16 protein-coding genes and 1 other RNA gene are annotated in these 20034 nt (G+C 61.4%); 10 read left to right on the forward strand and 7 right to left on the reverse strand.

Annotated features, from left to right (window positions below; genetic code table 11):
• Positions 1–65 precede the first annotated feature (65 nt).
• Positions 66–1481 (forward strand): FAD-binding oxidoreductase, encoded by a 1416-nt coding sequence (locus IFT59_RS06100; RefSeq protein WP_192086353.1) that lies wholly within the window; start codon positions 66–68, stop codon positions 1479–1481.
• A 72-nt stretch (positions 1482–1553) separates the two neighbouring features.
• On the forward strand, positions 1554–5291 hold the full coding sequence (locus IFT59_RS06105; RefSeq protein ID WP_192086354.1) for an AsmA family protein: 3738 nt from the start codon (positions 1554–1556) through the stop codon (positions 5289–5291).
• 51 nt (positions 5292–5342) lie between these two features.
• Here the strand turns inward: IFT59_RS06105 and IFT59_RS06110 are convergent, their stop codons facing one another.
• The 4 genes from IFT59_RS06110 to ssrA form a co-directional block, all read right to left on the reverse strand.
• Positions 5343–5588 carry a ribbon-helix-helix domain-containing protein gene (locus IFT59_RS06110; protein WP_062456265.1) on the reverse strand — a complete coding sequence of 82 codons (246 nt, stop codon included), beginning with the start codon at positions 5586–5588 and terminating at the stop codon, positions 5343–5345.
• 98 nt (positions 5589–5686) lie between these two features.
• Positions 5687–5893, reverse strand: coding sequence for a DUF4169 family protein (locus IFT59_RS06115; RefSeq protein WP_062456267.1), 207 nt, complete (start codon positions 5891–5893; stop codon positions 5687–5689).
• 9 nt (positions 5894–5902) lie between these two features.
• On the reverse strand, positions 5903–6406 hold the full coding sequence (locus tag IFT59_RS06120) for an SspB family protein (protein ID WP_062456270.1): 504 nt from the start codon (positions 6404–6406) through the stop codon (positions 5903–5905).
• 111 nt (positions 6407–6517) lie between these two features.
• Positions 6518–6886, reverse strand: a transfer-messenger RNA (tmRNA) gene (gene ssrA / locus IFT59_RS06125).
• Positions 6887–7010: 124 nt separating this feature from the next.
• Between ssrA and IFT59_RS06130 the strand changes: the two genes are divergently transcribed.
• The 5 genes from IFT59_RS06130 (at position 7011) to IFT59_RS06150 (ending at position 12581) form a co-directional block, all read left to right on the forward strand.
• Complete coding sequence (locus IFT59_RS06130; protein ID WP_192086355.1) at positions 7011–7805, forward strand: thymidylate synthase; 795 nt, start codon at positions 7011–7013, stop codon at positions 7803–7805.
• Positions 7805–8332 carry a dihydrofolate reductase gene (locus tag IFT59_RS06135; protein WP_062581045.1) on the forward strand — a complete coding sequence of 176 codons (528 nt, stop codon included), beginning with the start codon at positions 7805–7807 and terminating at the stop codon, positions 8330–8332. Before IFT59_RS06130 ends, IFT59_RS06135 begins: the two co-directional genes overlap by 1 nt.
• A 162-nt stretch (positions 8333–8494) precedes the next feature.
• A complete protein-coding gene (gene hflK, locus IFT59_RS06140; protein WP_062581043.1) occupies positions 8495–9607 on the forward strand; it encodes an FtsH protease activity modulator HflK in 1113 nt (370 codons plus the stop codon).
• Positions 9607–10569 carry a protease modulator HflC gene (gene hflC, locus IFT59_RS06145; protein ID WP_062581041.1) on the forward strand — a complete coding sequence of 321 codons (963 nt, stop codon included), beginning with the start codon at positions 9607–9609 and terminating at the stop codon, positions 10567–10569. Before hflK ends, hflC begins: the two co-directional genes overlap by 1 nt.
• A 236-nt stretch (positions 10570–10805) precedes the next feature.
• A complete protein-coding gene (locus IFT59_RS06150; protein WP_446737808.1) occupies positions 10806–12581 on the forward strand; it encodes a Do family serine endopeptidase in 1776 nt (591 codons plus the stop codon).
• Positions 12582–12590: 9 nt separating this feature from the next.
• Here the strand turns inward: IFT59_RS06150 and IFT59_RS06155 are convergent, their stop codons facing one another.
• Positions 12591–13193 carry a GNAT family N-acetyltransferase gene (locus tag IFT59_RS06155; protein ID WP_192086356.1) on the reverse strand — a complete coding sequence of 201 codons (603 nt, stop codon included), beginning with the start codon at positions 13191–13193 and terminating at the stop codon, positions 12591–12593.
• Between the two features lie 26 nt (positions 13194–13219).
• Complete coding sequence (gene serB, locus IFT59_RS06160; protein ID WP_192086357.1) at positions 13220–14113, reverse strand: phosphoserine phosphatase SerB; 894 nt, start codon at positions 14111–14113, stop codon at positions 13220–13222.
• On the opposite strand from serB, the gene miaA reads away from it, so the two are divergent.
• Positions 14114–15007, forward strand: coding sequence for a tRNA (adenosine(37)-N6)-dimethylallyltransferase MiaA (gene miaA, locus IFT59_RS06165; RefSeq protein WP_192086358.1), 894 nt, complete (start codon positions 14114–14116; stop codon positions 15005–15007).
• A gap of 16 nt (positions 15008–15023) precedes the next feature.
• Here the strand turns inward: miaA and IFT59_RS06170 are convergent, their stop codons facing one another.
• Positions 15024–17213 (reverse strand): helicase HerA domain-containing protein, encoded by a 2190-nt coding sequence (locus IFT59_RS06170; RefSeq protein ID WP_192086359.1) that lies wholly within the window; start codon positions 17211–17213, stop codon positions 15024–15026.
• A gap of 382 nt (positions 17214–17595) precedes the next feature.
• On the opposite strand from IFT59_RS06170, the gene IFT59_RS06175 reads away from it, so the two are divergent.
• Entirely contained in the window at positions 17596–19374 is a 1779-nt protein-coding gene (locus IFT59_RS06175) for an acetolactate synthase 3 large subunit (protein ID WP_082471955.1), read from the forward strand.
• A gap of 70 nt (positions 19375–19444) precedes the next feature.
• A complete protein-coding gene (ilvN, locus tag IFT59_RS06180) occupies positions 19445–20017 on the forward strand; it encodes an acetolactate synthase small subunit (protein WP_062456299.1) in 573 nt (190 codons plus the stop codon).
• The last annotated feature ends 17 nt before the right edge of the window (positions 20018–20034 follow it).

Below are 20034 nucleotides of genomic sequence, written 5' to 3' on the forward strand. Positions count from 1 at the left end.
TGTTCGTTCTGGACAAACCTTGCCGTGTCTCCTAACCAAGCCGTAGCATCTTGAGGAGACGTAGCATGGCAATTCGCGACGTGAAGGCAGGCCAACGGAACGAGGAGGGCATTGCCGCGGTCCTCGGGATCTTGAAACAGGCCTTCGGCGAGCGGTTCCAGACCGGCCAGTCGTTCCGCGAACAGCATGCACACACGACCACCTATCTTCCGGGCCAGCTTCCCGATGGCGTCGTGTTCGTCGAGACGAGCGACGATGTGAAGACCGTGGTGAAGGCTTGCTCCGAACACCGGGTTCCGATGATCCCGTTTGGCGTTGGTTCCTCGCTCGAAGGTCAGGTCAATGCGCCGTCCGGCGGCATTTCGATCGATTTCAGCCGCATGAACAAGGTCCTTCGCATCAGCCCTGAAGATCTCGACGTCACCGTGGAGCCGGGGATGACACGTGAGGAGCTGAACCGCGAATTGCGCGATACCGGCCTGTTCTTCCCGATCGATCCCGGCGCCAACGCAACGATCGGCGGCATGGCGTCGACGCGTGCGTCCGGAACCAACGCCGTACGTTATGGCACGATGAAGGACAATGTCCTGGCACTGACCGTGGTGACCGCCGATGGCGAAGAGATCCGCACCGCGCGTCGTGCCCGCAAATCCTCGGCCGGCTACGATCTGACCCGGCTTTTCGTGGGCTCCGAAGGGACGCTCGGCGTGATCACGTCGGTGACGCTGAAGCTTCAGGGCATTCCGGAGAAGATCGGCGGTGGCGTCTGCGCCTTCCCGAGCGTCGAGGCTGCCTGCGATGCCGTCATCATGACCATTCAGATGGGCATTCCGGTTGCCCGTATCGAACTCTTGGACGACGTGCAGATCCGCGCCTGCAATGCCTATTCGGGCTTATCCTACGCGGAAAAGCCGACATTGTTTCTCGAATTCCACGGCACCGAGGAGACGGTTCGCATCCAGTCGGAACAGTTCGCCGAGGTCGCGTCCGATTGTGGTGGCGACGAGTTCCATTGGACTGCCAACGCCGAGGAGCGCACGAAGCTGTGGAACGCCCGCCACAATGCCTACTGGGCCGGCCGCGCGCTCGATCCTTCACTCAACGGTCTGTCCACCGATGTCTGCGTGCCGATCTCGCGACTGGCAGAGTGCGTGGCCGAGACCCAGGCCGATATTCGTGAAACGGGGCTTCTGGCCCCGATCGTCGGCCATGCGGGCGATGGCAATTTCCATGTTCTCGTGCTGTTCGACGACAAGGATCCGGCTTCCGTTGCCAATGTCGAGGCTTTTACGGGACGCCTCAGCCGCCGGGCGCTGGCAATGGATGGAACCTGCACCGGCGAACACGGCGTCGGGCAGGGCAAGATGTCCTATCTCGACGAGGAACTGGGCGGCGCCGTCGAGCTGATGCGGTCGATCAAGAAAGGCTTTGATCCGCAAAACCTCTTCAATCCAGGAAAGATCTTCCGCATTGCGGAATAACACTCCCCAATGATTGACTTGCCAGTCCGGCGCGTGGAACTACTCTTGCCGTAGAAACAGGGAGATAGGCCGGTGCTCGGACGCATCATGTTGGCTTTGGGCGGATTGGTCGTGGCGGCGCTTTTTGCGGCGCTGCTGGTGCCGTTCTTTGTCGATTGGTCGAGCTTCCGCGTCGCTTTCGAGGATCAGGCCAGCCGTCTGCTCGGCAAGAAGGTCGCCGTCCACGGCTCGGTCGATGCGCGGATCCTGCCGTTTCCGTCGGTCACGCTGCACGACGTGCGCGTCGGCCAGGACGTCGATGGCCAGCCGCTCGTGCAGGTGGCGCAATTCTCGATGGATATGGAACTCGCGCCGTTTCTCTCCGGCGAGGCACGCATTTTCGATATGCGCATCGACAAGCCGAAGGTGCGTTTCCGCATCCTGAAGGACGGCACGTTCGAATGGCTGCGCGGCAGTCGCCCGACGATTGCGGCCCGCAGCGTCATTCTCGAAGACGTCCATATCATGGGTGGCGAAATCGAGATCATCGACGATCGCAACGGCCAGGTCCGCCACATGACCGGACTGTCCACCGACCTGTCGGCGGGGACGCTTGCCGGGCCATGGCGGGGCGAGGGCAATGCGGTGCTGGATGGCCAGGAGGCCCGCTTCAGCCTGACAAGCGGTGAAGCCGCCGCCGAGGGACGGCAGATTCCATTGCGGCTTCGCGTCTGGCCGGATGCCCATCCGGTCGTGGTCGATTTCGATGGCGAACTTGCCGCAGTGGACAACAAGCCCAGCTACAACGGCAAGTTCAACCTTGCCTTCCTGCAGGAAGAAGACGAGTCCGAGCCGGTCAAGGCGCCGCCGCCCGGTCCGCGTGTCTCGGGCGATTTCGAGCTGACCGGCGAGCGCGCCCGCATTCCGCAATACCGGGTCGAAGTCGGTCCGAAGGAAAACCCTTACATCGTCACCGGCGAGGCAACGCTCGATACCGGGCCGAAGCCGGAATTCCTGCTGACGGCCGATGGCCAGCAGATCGACGTCAACCGGCTGAGCGACGGTCCCCAGGCTAAGACCGGTCGCAATCCGGCCGCGTCCGCGCAGCGCCGCCTGAATGCCTTCGTGCAGATGGTGGCATCGATCCCGATCCCGCAGGTGCCAGGAAGGGTCAACCTCAAGCTGCCGGCGATCGTCTTCAACGACACAACGATCCGCGACATCCATCTCGACGTTAGACCGGCCGGGCGCGGCTGGGCCGTCGACAATGTGACTGCCACCCTGCCGGGCCGCACCCAGCTGGAGGCCAAGGGCAATCTCAACCTTGCAAACCGAACCGCCTTTGTCGGCGACATGCTGGTTGCCTCGACACAGCCGTCAGGTCTCGCCGACTGGCTGTCCGGCAGCGTTGATCCTGCGATAAGGCAGCTGAAAAACGCCGGCTTCTCGGCCAAGGTGAACCTCACGCCGGAACTTCAGAGGTTCGAAGCTCTGGAACTTGGGATAGGGCCTGCAACGCTTAAGGGTCGGCTGGAGCGCCAGTCGCCGAATGGCCAGGCGCCAAGCCTTTCCATGGCGCTTGCCGGCAACGAAATCGATATCGACGCGATGCGCGCGCTCGCTTCGCTGGTCACCGGCGACGATGCCGGTCAGGACGTGCTGGATCACCGGGTCGCAGCAAGCCTCAAAGCCGACCGGCTGACGGCTCTCGGGGTCGTCGCAACCAAGGTCGATACCGCTTTCAGCGTGGCCGAGGGCGTGTTGTCGCTGGAGCGGCTGACTGTCGGAGATATCGAGGGCGCCACCTTGTCCGCCAAGGGCAGGGTAGAGGGCTCGCTGGTTTCCTACGGCGGGACCGGGTCGGTGAGTTTCCGTTCACCGGACCCTACGTCTTTCATCACCATGCTGCGGGATCGGCTGCCGCATCATCCGTTGCTCGACCGGTTGGCCCGAAACGGCAGCTGGTATGCGGATTCAGATCTGATCGCCGATATTTCACTCGGCGGTAGCGGTCTTGGCGGTGCGAATATCAAGCTGCGCGGCAAGGCGAATGGCAGCACTGTCGATGCAGATCTGAAGCTGCCCGGCATCTTCGATCTCACGGCCGGCAACGCGATGACGCTGTCTGCATCGCTTGCCAACCCGAAGGCGACGGTCCTGCTGGGTCAAGCCGGTCTCGATCCCTTGCCTTTCGATGGTGACGGCGCGGGACGGTTGGCGCTGACATTGCAGCAAAAGGAACAGCACGCGGCCACCACCGAACTGAGCTTCACGACGCCCAAGACGTCGCTGCTGATGGCCGGCGACGTGAATATCCAGAATGCCGGATTTGGCGAAGGGCGGGCGCGGGTGTCGCTCAAGAGCGCCGATATCGAGCCCTATCTGCTGGTCACCGGTGTCAGCCTGCCGCAGTTCGGCAGCGGACTGCCTGTCAATCTCGCGGCTGATGTCGAGCTTTCGGCAGATGCCGTGAAAGTCTCTGGCCTGCGTGGCGATCTTGCCGGAAACACTGTCGGTGGATCGCTATCCGCCGATCGCCGCGCTCCCGGCCTGCCTGTTACCGGCGACATGTCTGTCGACACGATCGATCTTGCCTGGATGGGCGAGGCGGTATTCGGGCCGATGGAGAATGGCGTGACAGGCGCCCCATCAAAGACGCCGTTCGCCACGCCGCTGATTGGATCGACGGATGTCGGCATCAATCTGTCGGCAAAAACGCTCCGGGCGGATGGGCTTGGAACAATCACCGGTTTTTCGGGCAAGGTGAACAGCAAAGCCGGTGGTCTGACGCTCGACAACGCGTCCGGAACCTGGCAGGGCGGGAAGCTGTCCGGACGGCTGATGATGTCGAACGGCGATGCGACCGGCATCGTCCAGGCAAAGCTGCAGGTCGAAAACGCCGATCTCGCACCGCTCGTCTGGCAAAAGGGCGGCACACCGGTCGCGACGGGCAAGCTGGACAGCACTGTCAGCATCGAGGCGACGGGCAAGAGCATGGACGAACTCATGCATGGCGTCAGCGGCTCCGGCGAGATTCGCCTAAAGAATTTCGAGATTGCCGGGATCAATCCGGATGCGCTCTCGCCAATTCTTGCCGGTGCCGACAGGCTGCAGGGCGAGGTCAACGAGGCAGCGGTTCAACCGATCGTGACAACTGAGGTCCTGAAAGGGACAACCCGGCTCGGGTCCGTCACCATTCCGATGACGATTACCGGCGGCGCGGCACGGGTTCAGAATTTTACGGCAACGGCCGGCCCCGCACAGGTCTCGGCTGAGGGCGTGCTCGACTTTGTCGATGGCCGCATCGATGCCGGGCTGTCGATCCGTTACGATGCGGGTGAAGAGGCTGTGGCGGGCGGAGAACCGACTGTCACGCTCGGTTATTCCGGATCGCTCGAGCAGCCGGACCGGCGGATCGATATGGCCGCAATGGCAAACTTCCTGTCACTGCGGGCATTCGAACAGGAACGCCGCCGCGTCGAGACGCTGCAGGCCAGCGTGCTCGAGAAGCAGCGGCTGCGCCGCGAAGTCGCACTCTACACGTTCCGTGGCGTGGAACGGGAGGCGGCACGCGTCAAGGCAGAGGCCGAGGAGCGGGCACGCCAGGAGGCGGCGGAGGCAGAACGCAGAAGCCAGGAAGCCGAACGGCAGGAGGCGGCACGGCGCGCTGAAGCAGCCCGGCTCCAGCAGGAGCGGCAACGGGAAATCCAAAGGCAGAACCAGCAGCCATCGGCGCCGTTCACGATGCCACCCGCCGGCGACCTTTTCCAGGAGCAGCCTTCGGGTACGGGTCGCTCCTCAAACCCCAGTTTGCCGGGCGTGCAGCCGTGAATGCGGCGGCACGCTGATCTGAGCAAATGGGGGGCGGGAGGACGCTGACCGTCAGCGCCTGGCTGGCAGCCCGGCAAGACAGTCTGCCAGCGAGGTTTTGAACCAGCGCAGCACATGCAGGCGGAGTGCGGAGGAAAGATTGTTGTCTTCCGAACGACCGTCGTCGACCTCGGCGATCAAGGCGGCCAGACTGATGCCGCGTTTGGCAGCAATGGATTTCAGTTCATGCCAGAATTCATCTTCCAGCGAAAAACTCGTTCGATGACCGTGCAGGGTCGCAGAATGTTTTCGGATCAAGTGTAGGCCCCGTCACCCTCATGGTGATTGATGGAGCGCAATTGAGGATGTCGCATGCGCACGGTCAAGCCGTTGCCATGAGTCAGCCTAACGAAGCCTTAACGCCGTTCGTCCGTTTCCGGAGAAGGCTTTTCGAGCTTGCCCTGATCGAGGGTTTTCCCCGCTTTTTCGTTGAGGGCCGTCGTCAGCTGCTTTTCAATCTTGGTGCGGCCAAAGCTGATGCGGTTCTGTTCGGCAGCCGCGTCCTTTTGCGAACGCGCCTTGCCTTTGCGAAACTGCCGAAGGTTGACGATCTCGGCGCACATCGTGTCTGCCTACTGCTTCTTGCGGAACGAATCGAGGGAGACGACGGAGCCTTCCTTCTTGTCCTCGCCGGTGGCGGCATCCGCATCCACAACCTTTGGCGTGGTATCGACCGGGATCGCGGTGATCTCGGCGGAAACTTCGCCTTCCTCGACCATCGGCACTTCGAACTCGAGTTCGAAATTCACGGACGGGTCGTAGAAGCCGCGGATCGTGTTGAACGGGATGACCAGGCGTTCCGGCGTATCGTTAAACGACAGGCCGATTTCAAAAAGCGTATCGGTGATCTTGAGGTCCCAGAACTGGTGCTGGACGACGATCGTCATCTGTTCCGGATATTTCGACTTCAGCGCCGGAGAGATTCGTACCCCGGGTGCGCCGGTCAGGAATGTGATGAAGAAGTGGTGGTCACCCGGCAGTCTGCCGGTTGCCGCGACCTCGGACAAAACCTTGCGGATAACGCCGCGGAGGGCGTCCTGTGCCAGAATATCGTAGCGGATGTGATCCTGCCCCATGCGATCCTGTCTTTCTATTGCTCTTCAAACGCCGCTTATGTCACGAGACGCGCCCGCGGGGAAGTCCGCTTCGGCGTCGAGTCATGTCATGATATTCCACCGGGGAGCGAAGGTGAAGGCTTCTGTTGCCAGGTGCCTCCGGACCCCGCCTTACGGGGCTAACCGTAAGGACTTAGTTCGGGTTTCCCGCACCGCCATTAGGCAGCGAGAGCGTAACCCTTAGCGTTGTTGTCATTTGCAACTACACTTGTGACCCGATAACGGCGGTATCATGCCGAGCAAAAGTTCGATCTTTACACCCTTGTCGATCCTATTTCGCCCCCATCACAAGCCGGTCCAGATTGACCGACCGGTTTGTGGTGGAGGCGCCGGGTACCGCCCCCGGGTCCAATAGGCTTATTTCATCGACCGTTTATCGCCATATCCGAACCGAAGTCCGGCACGAGTGATATAGGGGTTTGCGAACCGGATGAAAAGAGGTCTCGTCATATTCCTATCATCAACGTGAAAAGCTTGGAAAAGCCGCGCCGGTGACGAGGAGGTGATTGGTGAGTAGGCTTCGTGCTATTATGTAGGACGATCTCGACCAATCGGCGGAAGACCTATGAAGCAGTATCTCGACCTTCTCCGGCACGTGATGGAGACTGGCGCCGACCGCGGCGACCGCACCGGGACCGGTACCCGCTCGGTCTTCGGCTATCAGATGCGATTCGATCTGAACGAGGGTTTTCCGGTCCTCACCACCAAGAAGCTGCATCTGCGCTCGATCATCCATGAGCTCTTGTGGTTTCTGAAGGGCGACACGAACATTGCCTATCTCAAGGAGAATGGTGTCTCCATCTGGGATGAATGGGCGGACGAAAAAGGCGATCTCGGTCCGGTTTACGGATATCAGTGGCGCTCATGGCCGACGCCTGATGGCGGTCATGTGGATCAGATCGCCAACCTGATCGAGAACCTGAAGGTCAACCCGAACTCGCGCCGGCACATCGTCACAGCCTGGAATCCTGCACAGGTTGACGACATGGCGCTGCCGCCCTGCCATTGCCTGTTCCAGTTCTACGTGTCGGAGGGGCGGCTGTCGTGTCAGCTCTACCAGCGGTCGGCGGACATATTTTTGGGAGTTCCGTTCAACATCGCCTCTTACGCGCTCCTGACCATGATGGTGGCGCAGGTGACCGGGCTGAAGCTTGGCGATTTCGTGCATACGCTTGGCGACGCGCATATCTATTCGGATCATTTCGAACAGGCGCGGCTGCAGATGACGCGCGAGCCGAAGCCGCTGCCGACACTGCGTATCAATGCTGATGTGAAGGACATCTTCTCCTTCCGCTTTGAGGATTTTGCGCTGGAGAATTACGTCGCTGATCCTAGCATCAAAGCACCGATCGCAGTCTGATGGCGGTTCCGGTCGCAATCTTCGTCGCGGTGTCGCGCAACAATGTCATCGGCAGAGATGGCGACATGCCCTGGCGGCTGTCGACCGACCTCAAGCGTTTCAAGGCGATGACGCTCGGCAAGCCGATGGTGGTGGGACGAAAGACGCTCGACAGCTTCGGCGGCAAGCCGCTGCCCGGCCGCCCGCATGTCGTGGTCACCCGCAATCGCGATCTCTCGGTCGAGGGTGTGGAGACGGCGGCGTCCCTCGAGCAGGCGATATCTAGGGCGAGGGAGATCGCTGCAGCGACCGGTGCCGGAGAGGTCGGCATTCTCGGAGGCGGCGAAATCTACGCGAAAGCAATCGATCTGGCAGACCGACTTTACGTGACCCATGTGGAAGCGGATATTGCAGACGGTGATACGATGTTTCCAGCAATCGATCCAACCGTGTACGAAAAGATCGAGGAGATCCTCGTCCCGGCCGGCGAGCGCGACAGCTTTGCCACCCGTTTTGCTGTCTACAGCCGCCGATCGATGCCAAAGTGACATAATTCGTTACCGAACACCGGGAAGTTATTGAAGCTGCGTTGAAAGCGGCTCTTCCGATACTTATAACGGCATGACCGGGGGCACGGACCGCGAGCTGCTGCATTTCAGGCGGCTCGGACAGGCGACCGGTTAGGGAGTAGCACTAACAAAGAGGTTTTGATGCCCTGGAGCAATCAGAATGGCGGCGGCGGCCCATGGGGCGGCGGCGGCGGCGGCGGTAACAATCAAGGACCTTGGGGACAAGGCCCGAACCGTCCGCGCGGCGGCGGTGGTGGCGGAGGGGGAAATGGCGGACCGCCTGACCTCGAAGACATCCTGCGGCGCAGCCAAGACCGGCTGAAGGGTTTTATGCCTGGTGGTTTCAACGGCGGAGCAGTCGCGGTCGTCTTTCTGGCCGTTCTCGCATTCCTGGCATTCGAATCGATCTATACGGTTCAGCCGGACGAGCGGGGCGTCGAACTTCGGTTTGGAAAGCCCAAGGAAGAACTGTCCATGCCGGGCCTTCACTTCCATCTCTGGCCGTTCGAAACGGTGGAGATCGTCAAGGTCACCGAGCAGCAGCAGAATATCGGTGCGCGCAGCAGTGCCACCAATTCGAATGCCGGATGGATGCTGACCGGCGACCAGAATATCGTCAACGTCCAGTTTTCGGTCCTCTTCACCGTCACCGATCCACGCGCCTATCTCTTCAACGTCGAGGCCCCGGCCCAGACGCTGCAGCAGGTTGCAGACAGCGCCATGCGCGAAGTCGTCGGACGCCGTCCGGCTCAGGATATTTTCCGCGACGCTCGTGAAGGCATGTCGACCCAGGTGCGCGACATCATTCAGGGCACGATGGACCGTTACGGCGCAGGCATTGCCATCAACGCCGTGCCGATCGAAGATGCAGCGCCGCCGCGTGAAGTGGCAGACGCGTTCGAAGAGGTCCAGCGCGCCGAGCAGGACGAAGACCGTATCGTCGAGGAAGCCAATCGCTACGCCAACCAGAAGCTTGGTGGCGCCCGTGGTCAGGCCGCGCAGGTCCGCGAAGAGGCGTCCGCCTATCGTGACCAGACGGTCAACGAGGCTCAGGGTGAAGCGCAGCGCTTCGTGTCGATCTACGACCAGTATGTGAACGCACCGGACGTGACGCGCGAACGCATCTTCATCGAGACCATGGAGAACGTTCTGAAGAACTCCAACAAGGTCATCATCGAGCAGGGTCAGAACGTCGTCCCTTATCTGCCGCTCAATGAAATCAACCGGCCGGCAGCCGCACAGGGGGGCAACTGATGATCTCGAACAAATTGCCCGCTTTCCTGATCGGTCTCGCCGTTCTCCTGTTCCTCGTCTACTCGTCGGTCTTCGTCGTCAACGAACGGCAGCAGGCGCTCGTGCTTCGCTTCGGTGAAATCCAGAGCGTGAAGAACGAGCCGGGGATCTATTTCAAGCTTCCCTTCGCCTTTGCCGATGCGGATCGCGTTCAGTATATCGAGGACCGCGCACTTCGCCTGGATCTCGACAATATCCGCGTTCAGGTCCGCGGCGGCGCGTTCTATGAAGTCGACGCGTTCGTGATCTACCGGATCGAAAACCCGCAGCGTTTCCGGGAAGCGGTTTCGGGCGATCGCGTGTCTGCCGAATCGCGTATCAGCACGCGTCTCGACGCCGGTCTGCGCCGCGTCTACGGTCTGCGCAGCTTTACTGAAGCACTCTCCGAAGAGCGTGCGTCGATGATGACCGAGGTCAAGCGTGATCTCGACGTTGCCGCCGAAACGCTTGGCGTCAAGATCCAGGATGTCCGCATCCGTCGCACCGATCTGACGCAGGAAGTCTCGCAGCAGACGTTTGCTCGCATGCGGGCAGAGCGTCTGGCGGAAGCGGAACTCATCCGCGCCCGTGGTAGCGAAGAAGGCCAGCGCCGCCGTGCTATCGCCGACCGCCAGGTTGTCGAGTTCGTCTCGGAAGCGCAGCGCGATTCGGAAATCATCCGAGGTCAGGGCGATGCCGAGCGTAACCGCATCTTTGGGGAAGCGTTCCAGCGTGATCCGTCGTTCTTCCAGTTCTACCGGTCGATGCGCGCCTATGTCGCCTCGATGGCCGGGAAGGACACGACCCTGGTGCTTTCGCCTGATTCACAGTTCTTCCGGTTCTTCAACTCGTCGGACGGCGTGGTAACGCCGCCTGCAGCGGGACGGCCTGCACCGGCCCAGCCGACGCCAGCCCAGCCGGCACCGGCGCAACCGACGAACTAAGCACTTAAGAAAAGGGCGGCCTGTCATGGCCGCCCTTTTCGCAACTGCCCTTTTCACCCGTCATCCACATCCATGTGCGCTGATGGTCGCGGTTTCACGAAAAGGTAATTTTCCCGGCCGTTATTCCGCCCTATGCTTTCTTCAGAACGGGGCGCGAGTTATCAATGCGTAACGTTGTGGGTTGCACGGATGCTTTTCTGCCGCGGCAGACACCGTGACAGAAAACGAGGATGCCAATGGGCCATTCGAAACTATCGTCCTTGAAGGGTTCCGTGAGCCTCGGTCTAGTGGTTGCCGTCATGGTCAGTCCGCTTCAGGCACTGGCGCAAGGCCCGGCCCAGCCGCAGCAGGTCCAGGCCCCGGCCCCTCGTCCACAGGCGCCAGCGCCTCAGGGACAGGCGCCCGCTCCGCAGGGGGAAGCCCCGGCACTTCCGGGACAAGCGCCGGCTCCACAGGCTAATAGCCAGCCGGCCACTCAGCCCGGCGGCATGCTGCCCGCGCCACCAGCGCCAGTCGGCAACAAGTTCAATCCGCCACCTCCGGTCAGCCCGTCCGCGGTGCCCGCAGGTCCAGCGCCTATCTCCGATCTGGCGGAAGGCCTGCTCGACGCCGTCGTCAACATCTCGACGTCGCAGAGCGTCAAGGACCAGGGTGCCGGCCCGCAGCCGCAGATCCAGGAGGGCTCACCCTTCCAGGAATTCTTCGACGACTTTTTCGACGACAAGGACAATCAGGGCGGAAACCAGAAGGTGTCTTCGCTCGGCTCCGGCTTCGTGATTGATTCCTCCGGCTATGTGGTGACGAACAACCACGTTATCGAAGGCGCCGACGATATCGAGGTGATTTTCCCGGATGGCCGTAAGCTGAAGGCTCGCCTGGTCGGCACCGACACAAAAACCGACCTCTCCGTGCTGAAGGTCGAGTCCAAGACGCCGCTCAAGGCCGTTCCCTTCGGTGATTCCAAAAAGATCCGGATCGGCGACTGGGTCATGGCGATCGGCAATCCGTTTGGTCTTGGCGGGTCGGTGACGCTCGGCATCGTGTCCGCACGCGGCAGAAACATCAATGCAGGGCCCTACGACAACTTCATTCAGACGGATGCGGCGATCAACAAGGGCAATTCCGGCGGACCGCTGTTCAATATGCGCGGCGAGGTGATCGGGATCAACACGGCGATCATTTCGCCCTCCGGCGGCTCGATCGGGATCGGCTTTGCCGTCCCGACAGAACTTGCGGAAAACATCGTCCATCAGCTGATCGAGTTCGGCGAAACGCGCCGCGGCTGGCTCGGTGTCCGCATTCAGCCCGTGACTGACGATATCGCGGCGAGCCTGGGGCTCGACAAGGCCCGTGGAGCACTGGTTTCCGGCGTCGTTGAAAACGGTCCGATCAAGAACGGTGAAATCAAGTCGGGCGATGTCGTGCTCGCCTTCGACGGACAGTCGGTCAGTTCGATGCGCGATCTGCCGCGGATTGTTGCCGAAAGCCCTGTGGGCAAGGATGTCGAGGTGCGTTTGCTGCGCGACGGCAAGGAGCAGACCGTCCGCATCACGCTCGGGCAACTCGATGATACGGCCGATGCCGCAGATGGCGATGAGCCGGCAGCACCCGAAGGACAGTCGCCAGACGCACAAAGCCCTGACGATCAGTCCCCGGATGACCAGGGCAAGAATGACAGCGGCTCCCCGGACGCCGGCGACAAAAGCAGCGAGCCCGTCACGGTTTACGGCATGACGCTGAGCGTGCTGGATGAGGCGCACCGAAAGACGTTCGGGATCGCCGAAAGCGTCGAGGGCGTGGTGGTGTCCGAGGTGAAGGCTGGTTCGGTTGCCGCTGCCAAGGGCTTCAAGGCCGGCGACGTGGTGGTCGAAATCGCCCAGGACTTCGTCGAGAACCCGGGTGAGGTCGCCAAGCGCTTCGACGTGCTGAAGAAGGAAGGCCGCCGCAACGCGCATGTCATGGTGGCCGACAAGACCGGAAACCTGCGGTTCGTGGCACTTCCGCTGGAATAGCCTGAGAGTTCAGGCTTCCTCGACAAGGCGGGCGTTCCGCCTTGTCCATTCCTCCGGTGTCATTGCATAGACGACATGGCGCTTGAGGTGGGGATGCGTCTCCGGCACGCGCGGATGGTCGAAATCCATGCCGGCCGCCCGATGCATTCCAAGGCGCTTCATGACAGCCGTCGAGCGGTTATTGTCCGCTACGGCGAACGAGACGACGGCCTTGATGTCCTTCTCCACGAAGGCGAAATCGAGAAGCGCTTCTGCCGCTTCCGTCACATAGCCATTGCCCCAGTAACGGGCAGCCAGACGCCAGCCGATCTCCACCGTTTCGGCCGGAAAAATCCCCGGCATATTGGCATAGGTCGGCCCGCAAAACCCGAGCGGCTCGCCGGTTTCCCTGAGTTCGAGCGCGTAAAAGCCAAGCCCGTTTTCGGAAAACATGTCGTTCAGCTTCCCGAGGAACGCATCCGATTCGTCGTGGCTGCGACGGAACGGGAAGAACGCCATCACGTCAGGGTCCGCGTTGATTTCGCGGAACAGGTCCCGGTCCGTGGGGAGCCAGCGGCGCAGGACGAGGCGTGAAGTTTCGAGGAGCGTGGTTGCGACAGGCTGCGGTTGCATCGTGATGCTCATCCCTCTGTGGAGCCTCAGCCGGGAATGACGAAATCCGTCTTCCGGTAGCCCTGGATATAGAGGAGCGCGGTCAGGTCGCCGTGGTCGATTCGGATCTTGGCCTGGGCCGCAACGGTGGGCTTGGCATGGAGGGCAACGCCGGAGCCTGCGATGCCGAGCATGCCAAGGTCGTTTGCGCCATCGCCGACAGCAATCGTATCATCAGGGGTGATGCCGAGTTCGCGGGCGACCTCTTCCAGTGCATCCACCTTGGCCTGTTTGCCGAGGATGGGTTCGGCGACTTCGCCGGTCAGGATGCCGTCTTCTTCGAGAAGGATGTTGGCGCGGTTGATGTCGAAGTCGAGCATTGCGGCGATGCGGCTTGTGAAGACGGTAAAGCCACCGGACACGAGCGCCGTGTACCCACCCTTCGCCTTCATCGTCGCGATCAGTTCCGGTCCACCCGATGTCAGCGTGATCCGCTTTTCGATGACCTCATCGACGACGCCGATCGGCAGGCCCTTCAGGAGCGCTACCCGTTCCCTCAGGGCAGGTTCGAACGCGATCTCGCCGTTCATGGCGCGCGCGGTGATCGTCGCCACCTTGTCCTTCAAACCGACGACGTCCGCGAGTTCATCGATGCATTCCTGGCCGATCATGGTGGAATCCATGTCTGCGATCAGGAATGTCTTGCGCCGGGTTTCCGCCTCCTGCACCACGACATCGATCCGCTCCTCGCCGATCAAGCCGCGAAGTGTTTCTTCCGCAGCCGACGGATCGGTGCCGTCGCGAAGGGCGATATCGCAGGCGATGCCGTCTGCCAGCCAGTAGAGACCGGAGGCGTTGACCGCCTCGGCGGTCCGTTCGGCGATGGCCGGAGTGAGAACGGGGTTTGACGGATGGGCAATGAGCGTGGCAACGAAAGCCATATGACCGACCTTATGCAAAATACTGATGCGATCCTGATAACCGGGCCAACTGCCAGCGGCAAGTCGGCGCTTGCCATTCGCATGGCACGCGAATGCGGCGGCGTCGTCGTCAACGCCGATAGCATGCAGGTTTACGACACGCTCAGGATCATCACCGCGCGTCCGTCAGAGGAGGAGACCGCGGACATCGCCCATTACCTCTATGGGCATTTGCCGGCGACGCACGCCTATTCGACGGGCGAATGGCAGCGGGACGTATCCGCACTCCTGCCGGTCTTGAAAGAACAGCGGCGGATCCCGGTCTTCGTCGGCGGCACGGGGCTTTATTTCAAAGCGCTCACGGGCGGTCTGTCGGACATGCCGGAGATTTCGCAGGATATTCGGTGCCGTGTGCGCTTGCGGCTCAAGGAGGAGGGACCGCAGGCGCTTCACTCGGAGTTATCGGCACGTGACGCGGCGGTTGCCGCCAATCTGAAGCCGATGGACGGACAGCGAATCCTGCGGGCACTGGAGGTGCTGGAAGAAACAGGCCGATCCATCACCGAGTTTCAGGGCAAGGCAGGCCCGGTCATCATCGATCCGTTGCGAGCGCGCAAAATCGTCGTTCTGCCGGATCGAATAATCCTGCACGATCGTATCAATGCCCGCTTCGTCAAGATGCTGGATGGGGGCGCCGTCGAGGAGGTCGAATCGCTGCTGGCCTCTAATCCTGCCCCGGACCTGCCGATCATGAAGGCGATCGGCGTGCGGGAGATCGGCGAAATGCTCGCGGGACGGATGACCCGCGACGCGGTCATCGAGCGTGGCTCCGCGCTGACGCGGCAATATGCCAAGCGTCAGATGACCTGGTTCCGCAACCAGATGGACGAAAGCTGGGAGCGCCTCGCGACGTGAGGGCGCTCGCTCGCGATCAGTCCTTGTCGTAGAGACTGCTGAGCGGCTTCTTGAGAAGGCCATCGCGCAACGAACCTTCCCTTGGCGGAGCTTCGCGCCGCAGGAATGCGTTCGGACGCGGTTCCAGTGACGGCGAGCCCGGTCGCGGGGTCTCGGACGAAACCTGCCGACGAAGATCGGCGAAACGGTCGTGAATGGCGGGCGGGCGATCCGTGAGCCGGTCGGTCTGACGCTCCACGGGACGCTCGGCAAAGCGCTCAACCGGCCTGTCGCGTTCCGGGAAGCGCGGTGCAAGCCGCTCCGCTGCACGCGGGGTCGGCAGCATGTCGGATCTGTAGGGTGCCAACGAGGGCGGTTCCGGCGAGCGCGGGGCAGGCGCATCGAGCGGCGGTATACCGCTGCCGATTTCACGCCGCCAGTCATTCAGTTCCGCGTCATCGGCGGACGGCACAGCCTGCCTGTCTTCGGGCGGGATCGGCAGACCTGCCTCCGGGGCGGGTGGATTGGCGGAATAGCTCTGCTGGAACGATGAGATTTCCGGCGCTGTGACCGAGCGCATGCGGGACACGATCGAACGCAAATCAACCGTGTCGGGCGTTTCTTCGCTGCCCTTGTTTGCAAGACTGTTGGTCTTTGGAAGATAGCGTTTCTCGACGCGTGAGAAGCGCATGCGCATGGGAACCGAGATGGCCTCGCCGAACGCGATTGCCTCGCCATTGCCGATCGACGACAGGAAGCTCGTCGTCGAAATCGACGAATTCGGGATCGCCGACTTGATGATGACCTGATCCCGTTCATTCGACAGGCGCATGGCAAACAGTGTCGAGCACTGGGACAGGATCGTCTGGTCAAGCTCGCCGGGGCGCTGCGTGATGATGCCAAGGGAAACGCCGTATTTCCGGCCTTCCTTTGCGATGCGGGAGATGGCCTGCACGGTCGGCGCAAACCCGAGCTCCCGGTCCGCCGGTACGTAGCGGTGCGCTTCCTCGCAGACAACGAGCATGTGAATTGCGCCATTGCTCCAGAGCGCAAGCTCGAACGCCATACGGCAGAGGATAGAGGCGACAGAGTTCACGACTTCCGATGGGATGCCGGCAAGCTGGAACGTCGAGATCGGCCGGTCGTCGCCGGGAATGCGGAAGATATGCGCGATCGTCTCCATGATCGTGTCTTGGATCGTGTTGTTGGAGAACATGAAATGGTAGCGCGGATCGTTGATCGCCGACGTGATGCGCATTTTCAGAGCGCGCAGGAACGGCTTGTCGGAGCGACCCTCCAGCCTGCCGAGCCGTTCGTCGATCAGGGCCAGCAGATCGGCCATGCGGTAAGGGACGGGCGTATCGGCGGTCAGTGAACTTTTTTCCGAAGCCGAGCGGCGCATCAGGCCCGAATCGCTTCCCTTGAAAGCGCGTTTTGCTTCCGGGATGAGGTCGCGCATGATGTCGAGCTCTTCGGGGATAGCCGGGCGGCCACGGAAAATGACTTCCGAGAATTCCTCAAGGCGCATCAGCCAGAAAGGCAGGTCGAGCGTGTCGGTATCGATAACGACCGCATGATCGGGAAAGGCTGCCGCAAATTCGTTGTGCGGATCGAGGATCAGAACGCGGAGCCGATGGTCAGCTTCGATCGCCTTGTGCAGGAGAAGCGAAACGGCTGTCGACTTGCCGACGCCGGTGGAGCCGACGATGGCGAAATGCTTCGACAGCATTGAAGGCACATGGATTGCCGCATCGATGCTTTCATCCTGGCTGAGCTTGCCGATCGTGCACGTATCGTTCTTGCCGGCATCGTAGATGCGCAGAAGGTCGGCCGAGCGGATACGATGGGCAATGGCGCCGAGATAGGGGTAGGCGGAAATGCCGCTCGAAAACTCTTCGCGACCATCATGCCCGACACGGACCTCGCCGAGCAGCTCGACTTCGATGTGGAATTTCGTGTCTTCACCTTCCGCCCACTGGCGTTCGCCAGATTGCATCGAATAGGCAAGCGCGACGACGCGGTTGCTGCCGACGGAAATGGAGATCAGCCGGCCGACGGACCAGAGTTCGGTGAGATCGGTGTCGCCATGCTCGGCGACAGCTGCGATCGTCGCATGCGAGCCGTTGCAGGCGACGACACGGCCCAGCATCCGGTTACCGATTTTCTGGGCATCGCGACGCTCTTGCTCCCCGGCAGAGATCGAACGGTGAAGGTCGTTGTTCAACAACAGTAACGGCCCTGCAAATGGGGTGGCAATCGAAAGGTGATATGGAGATCAGGTTCCTCCAATCTCGCGACTGTAGCCTTGCCGGCTTAACAACTTGTGTAGGACCTCGTGACTTTCGGCGTGAACTGCGAGCGATCTCAATGAGATGACGTTTTTGCTGACGGTCTGCGTTGACGAATGGGGCATATCCGGCTAACACTCACGGCCATGAATATTTCGAACGCACTTATCGTGGTGGGAACGCGCATGGGCAGGACGGTGTAACCGTCCGGCGATAGCCACCCATGCGCGGAAAGACAGGCTCCTCAAGGGGCCTTTTTTTATGTCTTCAAACCGGCTCGGAGGAGCCGCCGGTAAATCCAGAAGTGAACGGATGACGATGATGACGGATACGAATAACAGGATGACGGGCGCAGAGATCGTCCTGAAGGCGCTCAAGGACAACGGCGTCGAGCATATTTTCGGCTATCCCGGCGGCGCGATCCTGCCGATCTATGACGAAATCTTCCAGCAGGATGACATCAAGCACATCCTCGTCCGCCACGAACAGGGCGCCGGCCATGCTGCCGAAGGCTATGCCCGTTCGACCGGTAAGGTCGGTGTCATGCTCGTCACGTCAGGTCCAGGCGCCACCAACGCGGTTACGCCGCTGCAGGACGCGCTGATGGATTCGATCCCGCTCGTATGTCTGACCGGCCAGGTTCCGACCAACCTGATCGGCTCGGATGCCTTCCAGGAAGCCGATACGGTCGGCATCACGCGCCCCTGCACCAAGCACAACTGGCTCGTCAAAGACGTTGACCAGCTGGCCGGTGTCATCCACGAGGCGTTCCGTATCGCCCAGTCCGGCCGTCCGGGACCTGTTGTCGTCGATATCCCGAAGGACATCCAGTTTGCGACCGGCACCTATACGCCACCGGGCGCGACGCCTGCCAACAAGAGTTACGCGCCCAAGCTTGCCGGCGATATGCAGGCAATCGAGGCAGCCGTCCAGCTGATGGCCTCGGCCCGTCGGCCGATCCTCTATACCGGCGGTGGCGTCATCAATTCCGGTCCGGAAGCGTCGCGTTTGCTGCGCGAGCTGATTGAGCTGACGGATTTCCCGATCACCTCGACGCTGATGGGGCTCGGCGCCTATCCGGCATCGGGCAAGAACTGGCTCGGCATGCTGGGCATGCACGGTTCCTATGAAGCCAACATGGCGATGCATGACTGCGACGTCATGGTTTGCGTCGGTGCGCGTTTCGACGACCGCATCACCGGTCGCCTGAACGCGTTCGCGCCGAACTCGCGCAAGATCCACATCGATATCGACCCGTCGTCGATCAACAAGAACGTTCGTGTCGAGATCCCGATCATCGGTGATGTCGGCCATGTTCTGGAGGAGATGGTCCGCCTGTGGCGCGCCCTGCCGCAAAAGCAGGACAAGGCGCAGATCTCCGACTGGTGGAGCGAAATCCAGAGCTGGCGGGGTCGCAAGTCGTTTTCCTACAAGAACTCGACCGACGTCATCATGCCGCAATACGCGGTCGAGCGTCTCTACGAGGCGACGAAGGGTCACAAGACCTTCATCACGACCGAGGTCGGCCAGCACCAGATGTGGGCGGCACAGTTCTTCGGTTTCGAAGAGCCGAACCGCTGGATGACATCGGGTGGTCTCGGCACGATGGGTTACGGCCTGCCGGCAGCTCTCGGCGTTCAGGTCGCGCATCCCGATGCGCTCGTCATCGACATTGCCGGCGACGCGTCGATCCAGATGTGCATCCAGGAAATGTCCTGCGCCATCCAGCACGATCTGCCGGTCAAGATCTTTATTCTGAACAACCAGTATATGGGCATGGTGCGCCAGTGGCAGCAGCTGCTCCACGGCAACCGCCTGTCGAACTCCTATACGGAAGCGATGCCTGACTTCGTCAAGCTCGCGGAAGCTTACGGTGCTGTCGGCATGTATTGCGACGATCCGAAGGAGCTGGACGACAAGATCGCCGAGATGATCGCAATCCGGCAGCCGGTCATCTTCGATTGCCGCGTGGCGAACCTTGCCAACTGCTTCCCGATGATCCCGTCAGGCAAAGCCCATAATGAGATGCTGCTGCCGGACGAGGCGACCGACGAAGTTGTTGCAACCGCCATCGACGCCAAGGGCCGTCAGCTGGTTTGATCGGCGCATCTGGGACGTCAGCGGAGGGCTGGCGTCCTGAACGTATCTCTGAGGAAACGGACCTGAGACCATGAATGCACATCAGCAGCCGACCGGTTCTGCCTACTTCTTCCAGCCGGAGACGGCAAAGGTCGAGAGCCACACGCTTTCGGTTCTCGTCAGCAACGAGCCGGGTGTTCTTGCCCGCGTCATCGGGCTTTTCTCCGGCCGCGGCTACAATATCGAAAGCCTGACGGTTTCGGAAACCGAGCACGAAGCGCACCTATCGCGCATCACGATCGTCACCAACGGAACGCCGACCGTGCTTGAGCAGATCAAAGCGCAGCTCGAGCGCATCGTGCCTGTCCACCGGGTTCTCGACCTGACGGTCCGAGCGCGCGATCTTGGCCAGGACCGGCCGATCGAACGGGAAGTGGCATTGCTCAAGGTCGTCGGCCACGGCGACCAGCGGGCCGAGGCCTTGCGTCTCGCCGACGCGTTCCAGGCGAAGGTCGTGGACGCGACGATCGAGCACTTCATCTTCGAGATCACCGGCAAGTCGTCGAAGATCGATCAGTTCGTTGCGGTCATCAGGCCGCTCGGCTTGATTGAGATCTGCCGCACGGGCATCGCCGCGATGAACCGCGGCTCGCAGGGCATGTAAGTGTCGGGCCGCGGCGC

The sequence above is a fragment of the Rhizobium sp. CFBP 8752 genome (assembly GCF_014842035.1).
In the GTDB taxonomy this organism is placed as follows: Bacteria; Pseudomonadota; Alphaproteobacteria; order Rhizobiales; family Rhizobiaceae; genus Neorhizobium; species Neorhizobium soli.

Excerpts from the sequence above, each read along its gene's own strand:
- IFT59_RS06115 (WP_062456267.1), bottom strand. The coding sequence starts at position 5,893 with ATGTGCGCCGAGATCGTCAACCTTCGGCAGTTTCGCAAAGGCAAGGCG.
- hflK (WP_062581043.1), top strand. The coding sequence starts at position 8,495 with ATGCCCTGGAGCAATCAGAATGGCGGCGGCGGCCCATGGGGCGGCGGC.
- IFT59_RS06135 (WP_062581045.1), top strand. The coding sequence starts at position 7,805 with ATGGCGGTTCCGGTCGCAATCTTCGTCGCGGTGTCGCGCAACAATGTC.
- IFT59_RS06150 (WP_446737808.1), top strand. The coding sequence starts at position 10,806 with ATGGGCCATTCGAAACTATCGTCCTTGAAGGGTTCCGTGAGCCTCGGT.
- IFT59_RS06100 (WP_192086353.1), top strand. The coding sequence starts at position 66 with ATGGCAATTCGCGACGTGAAGGCAGGCCAACGGAACGAGGAGGGCATT.
- IFT59_RS06175 (WP_082471955.1), top strand. The coding sequence starts at position 17,596 with ATGACGGATACGAATAACAGGATGACGGGCGCAGAGATCGTCCTGAAG.
- miaA (WP_192086358.1), top strand. The coding sequence starts at position 14,114 with ATGACCGACCTTATGCAAAATACTGATGCGATCCTGATAACCGGGCCA.
- serB (WP_192086357.1), bottom strand. The coding sequence starts at position 14,113 with ATGGCTTTCGTTGCCACGCTCATTGCCCATCCGTCAAACCCCGTTCTC.
- hflC (WP_062581041.1), top strand. The coding sequence starts at position 9,607 with ATGATCTCGAACAAATTGCCCGCTTTCCTGATCGGTCTCGCCGTTCTC.
- ilvN (WP_062456299.1), top strand. The coding sequence starts at position 19,445 with ATGAATGCACATCAGCAGCCGACCGGTTCTGCCTACTTCTTCCAGCCG.
- IFT59_RS06155 (WP_192086356.1), bottom strand. The coding sequence starts at position 13,193 with ATGCAACCGCAGCCTGTCGCAACCACGCTCCTCGAAACTTCACGCCTC.
- IFT59_RS06130 (WP_192086355.1), top strand. The coding sequence starts at position 7,011 with ATGAAGCAGTATCTCGACCTTCTCCGGCACGTGATGGAGACTGGCGCC.
- IFT59_RS06120 (WP_062456270.1), bottom strand. The coding sequence starts at position 6,406 with ATGGGGCAGGATCACATCCGCTACGATATTCTGGCACAGGACGCCCTC.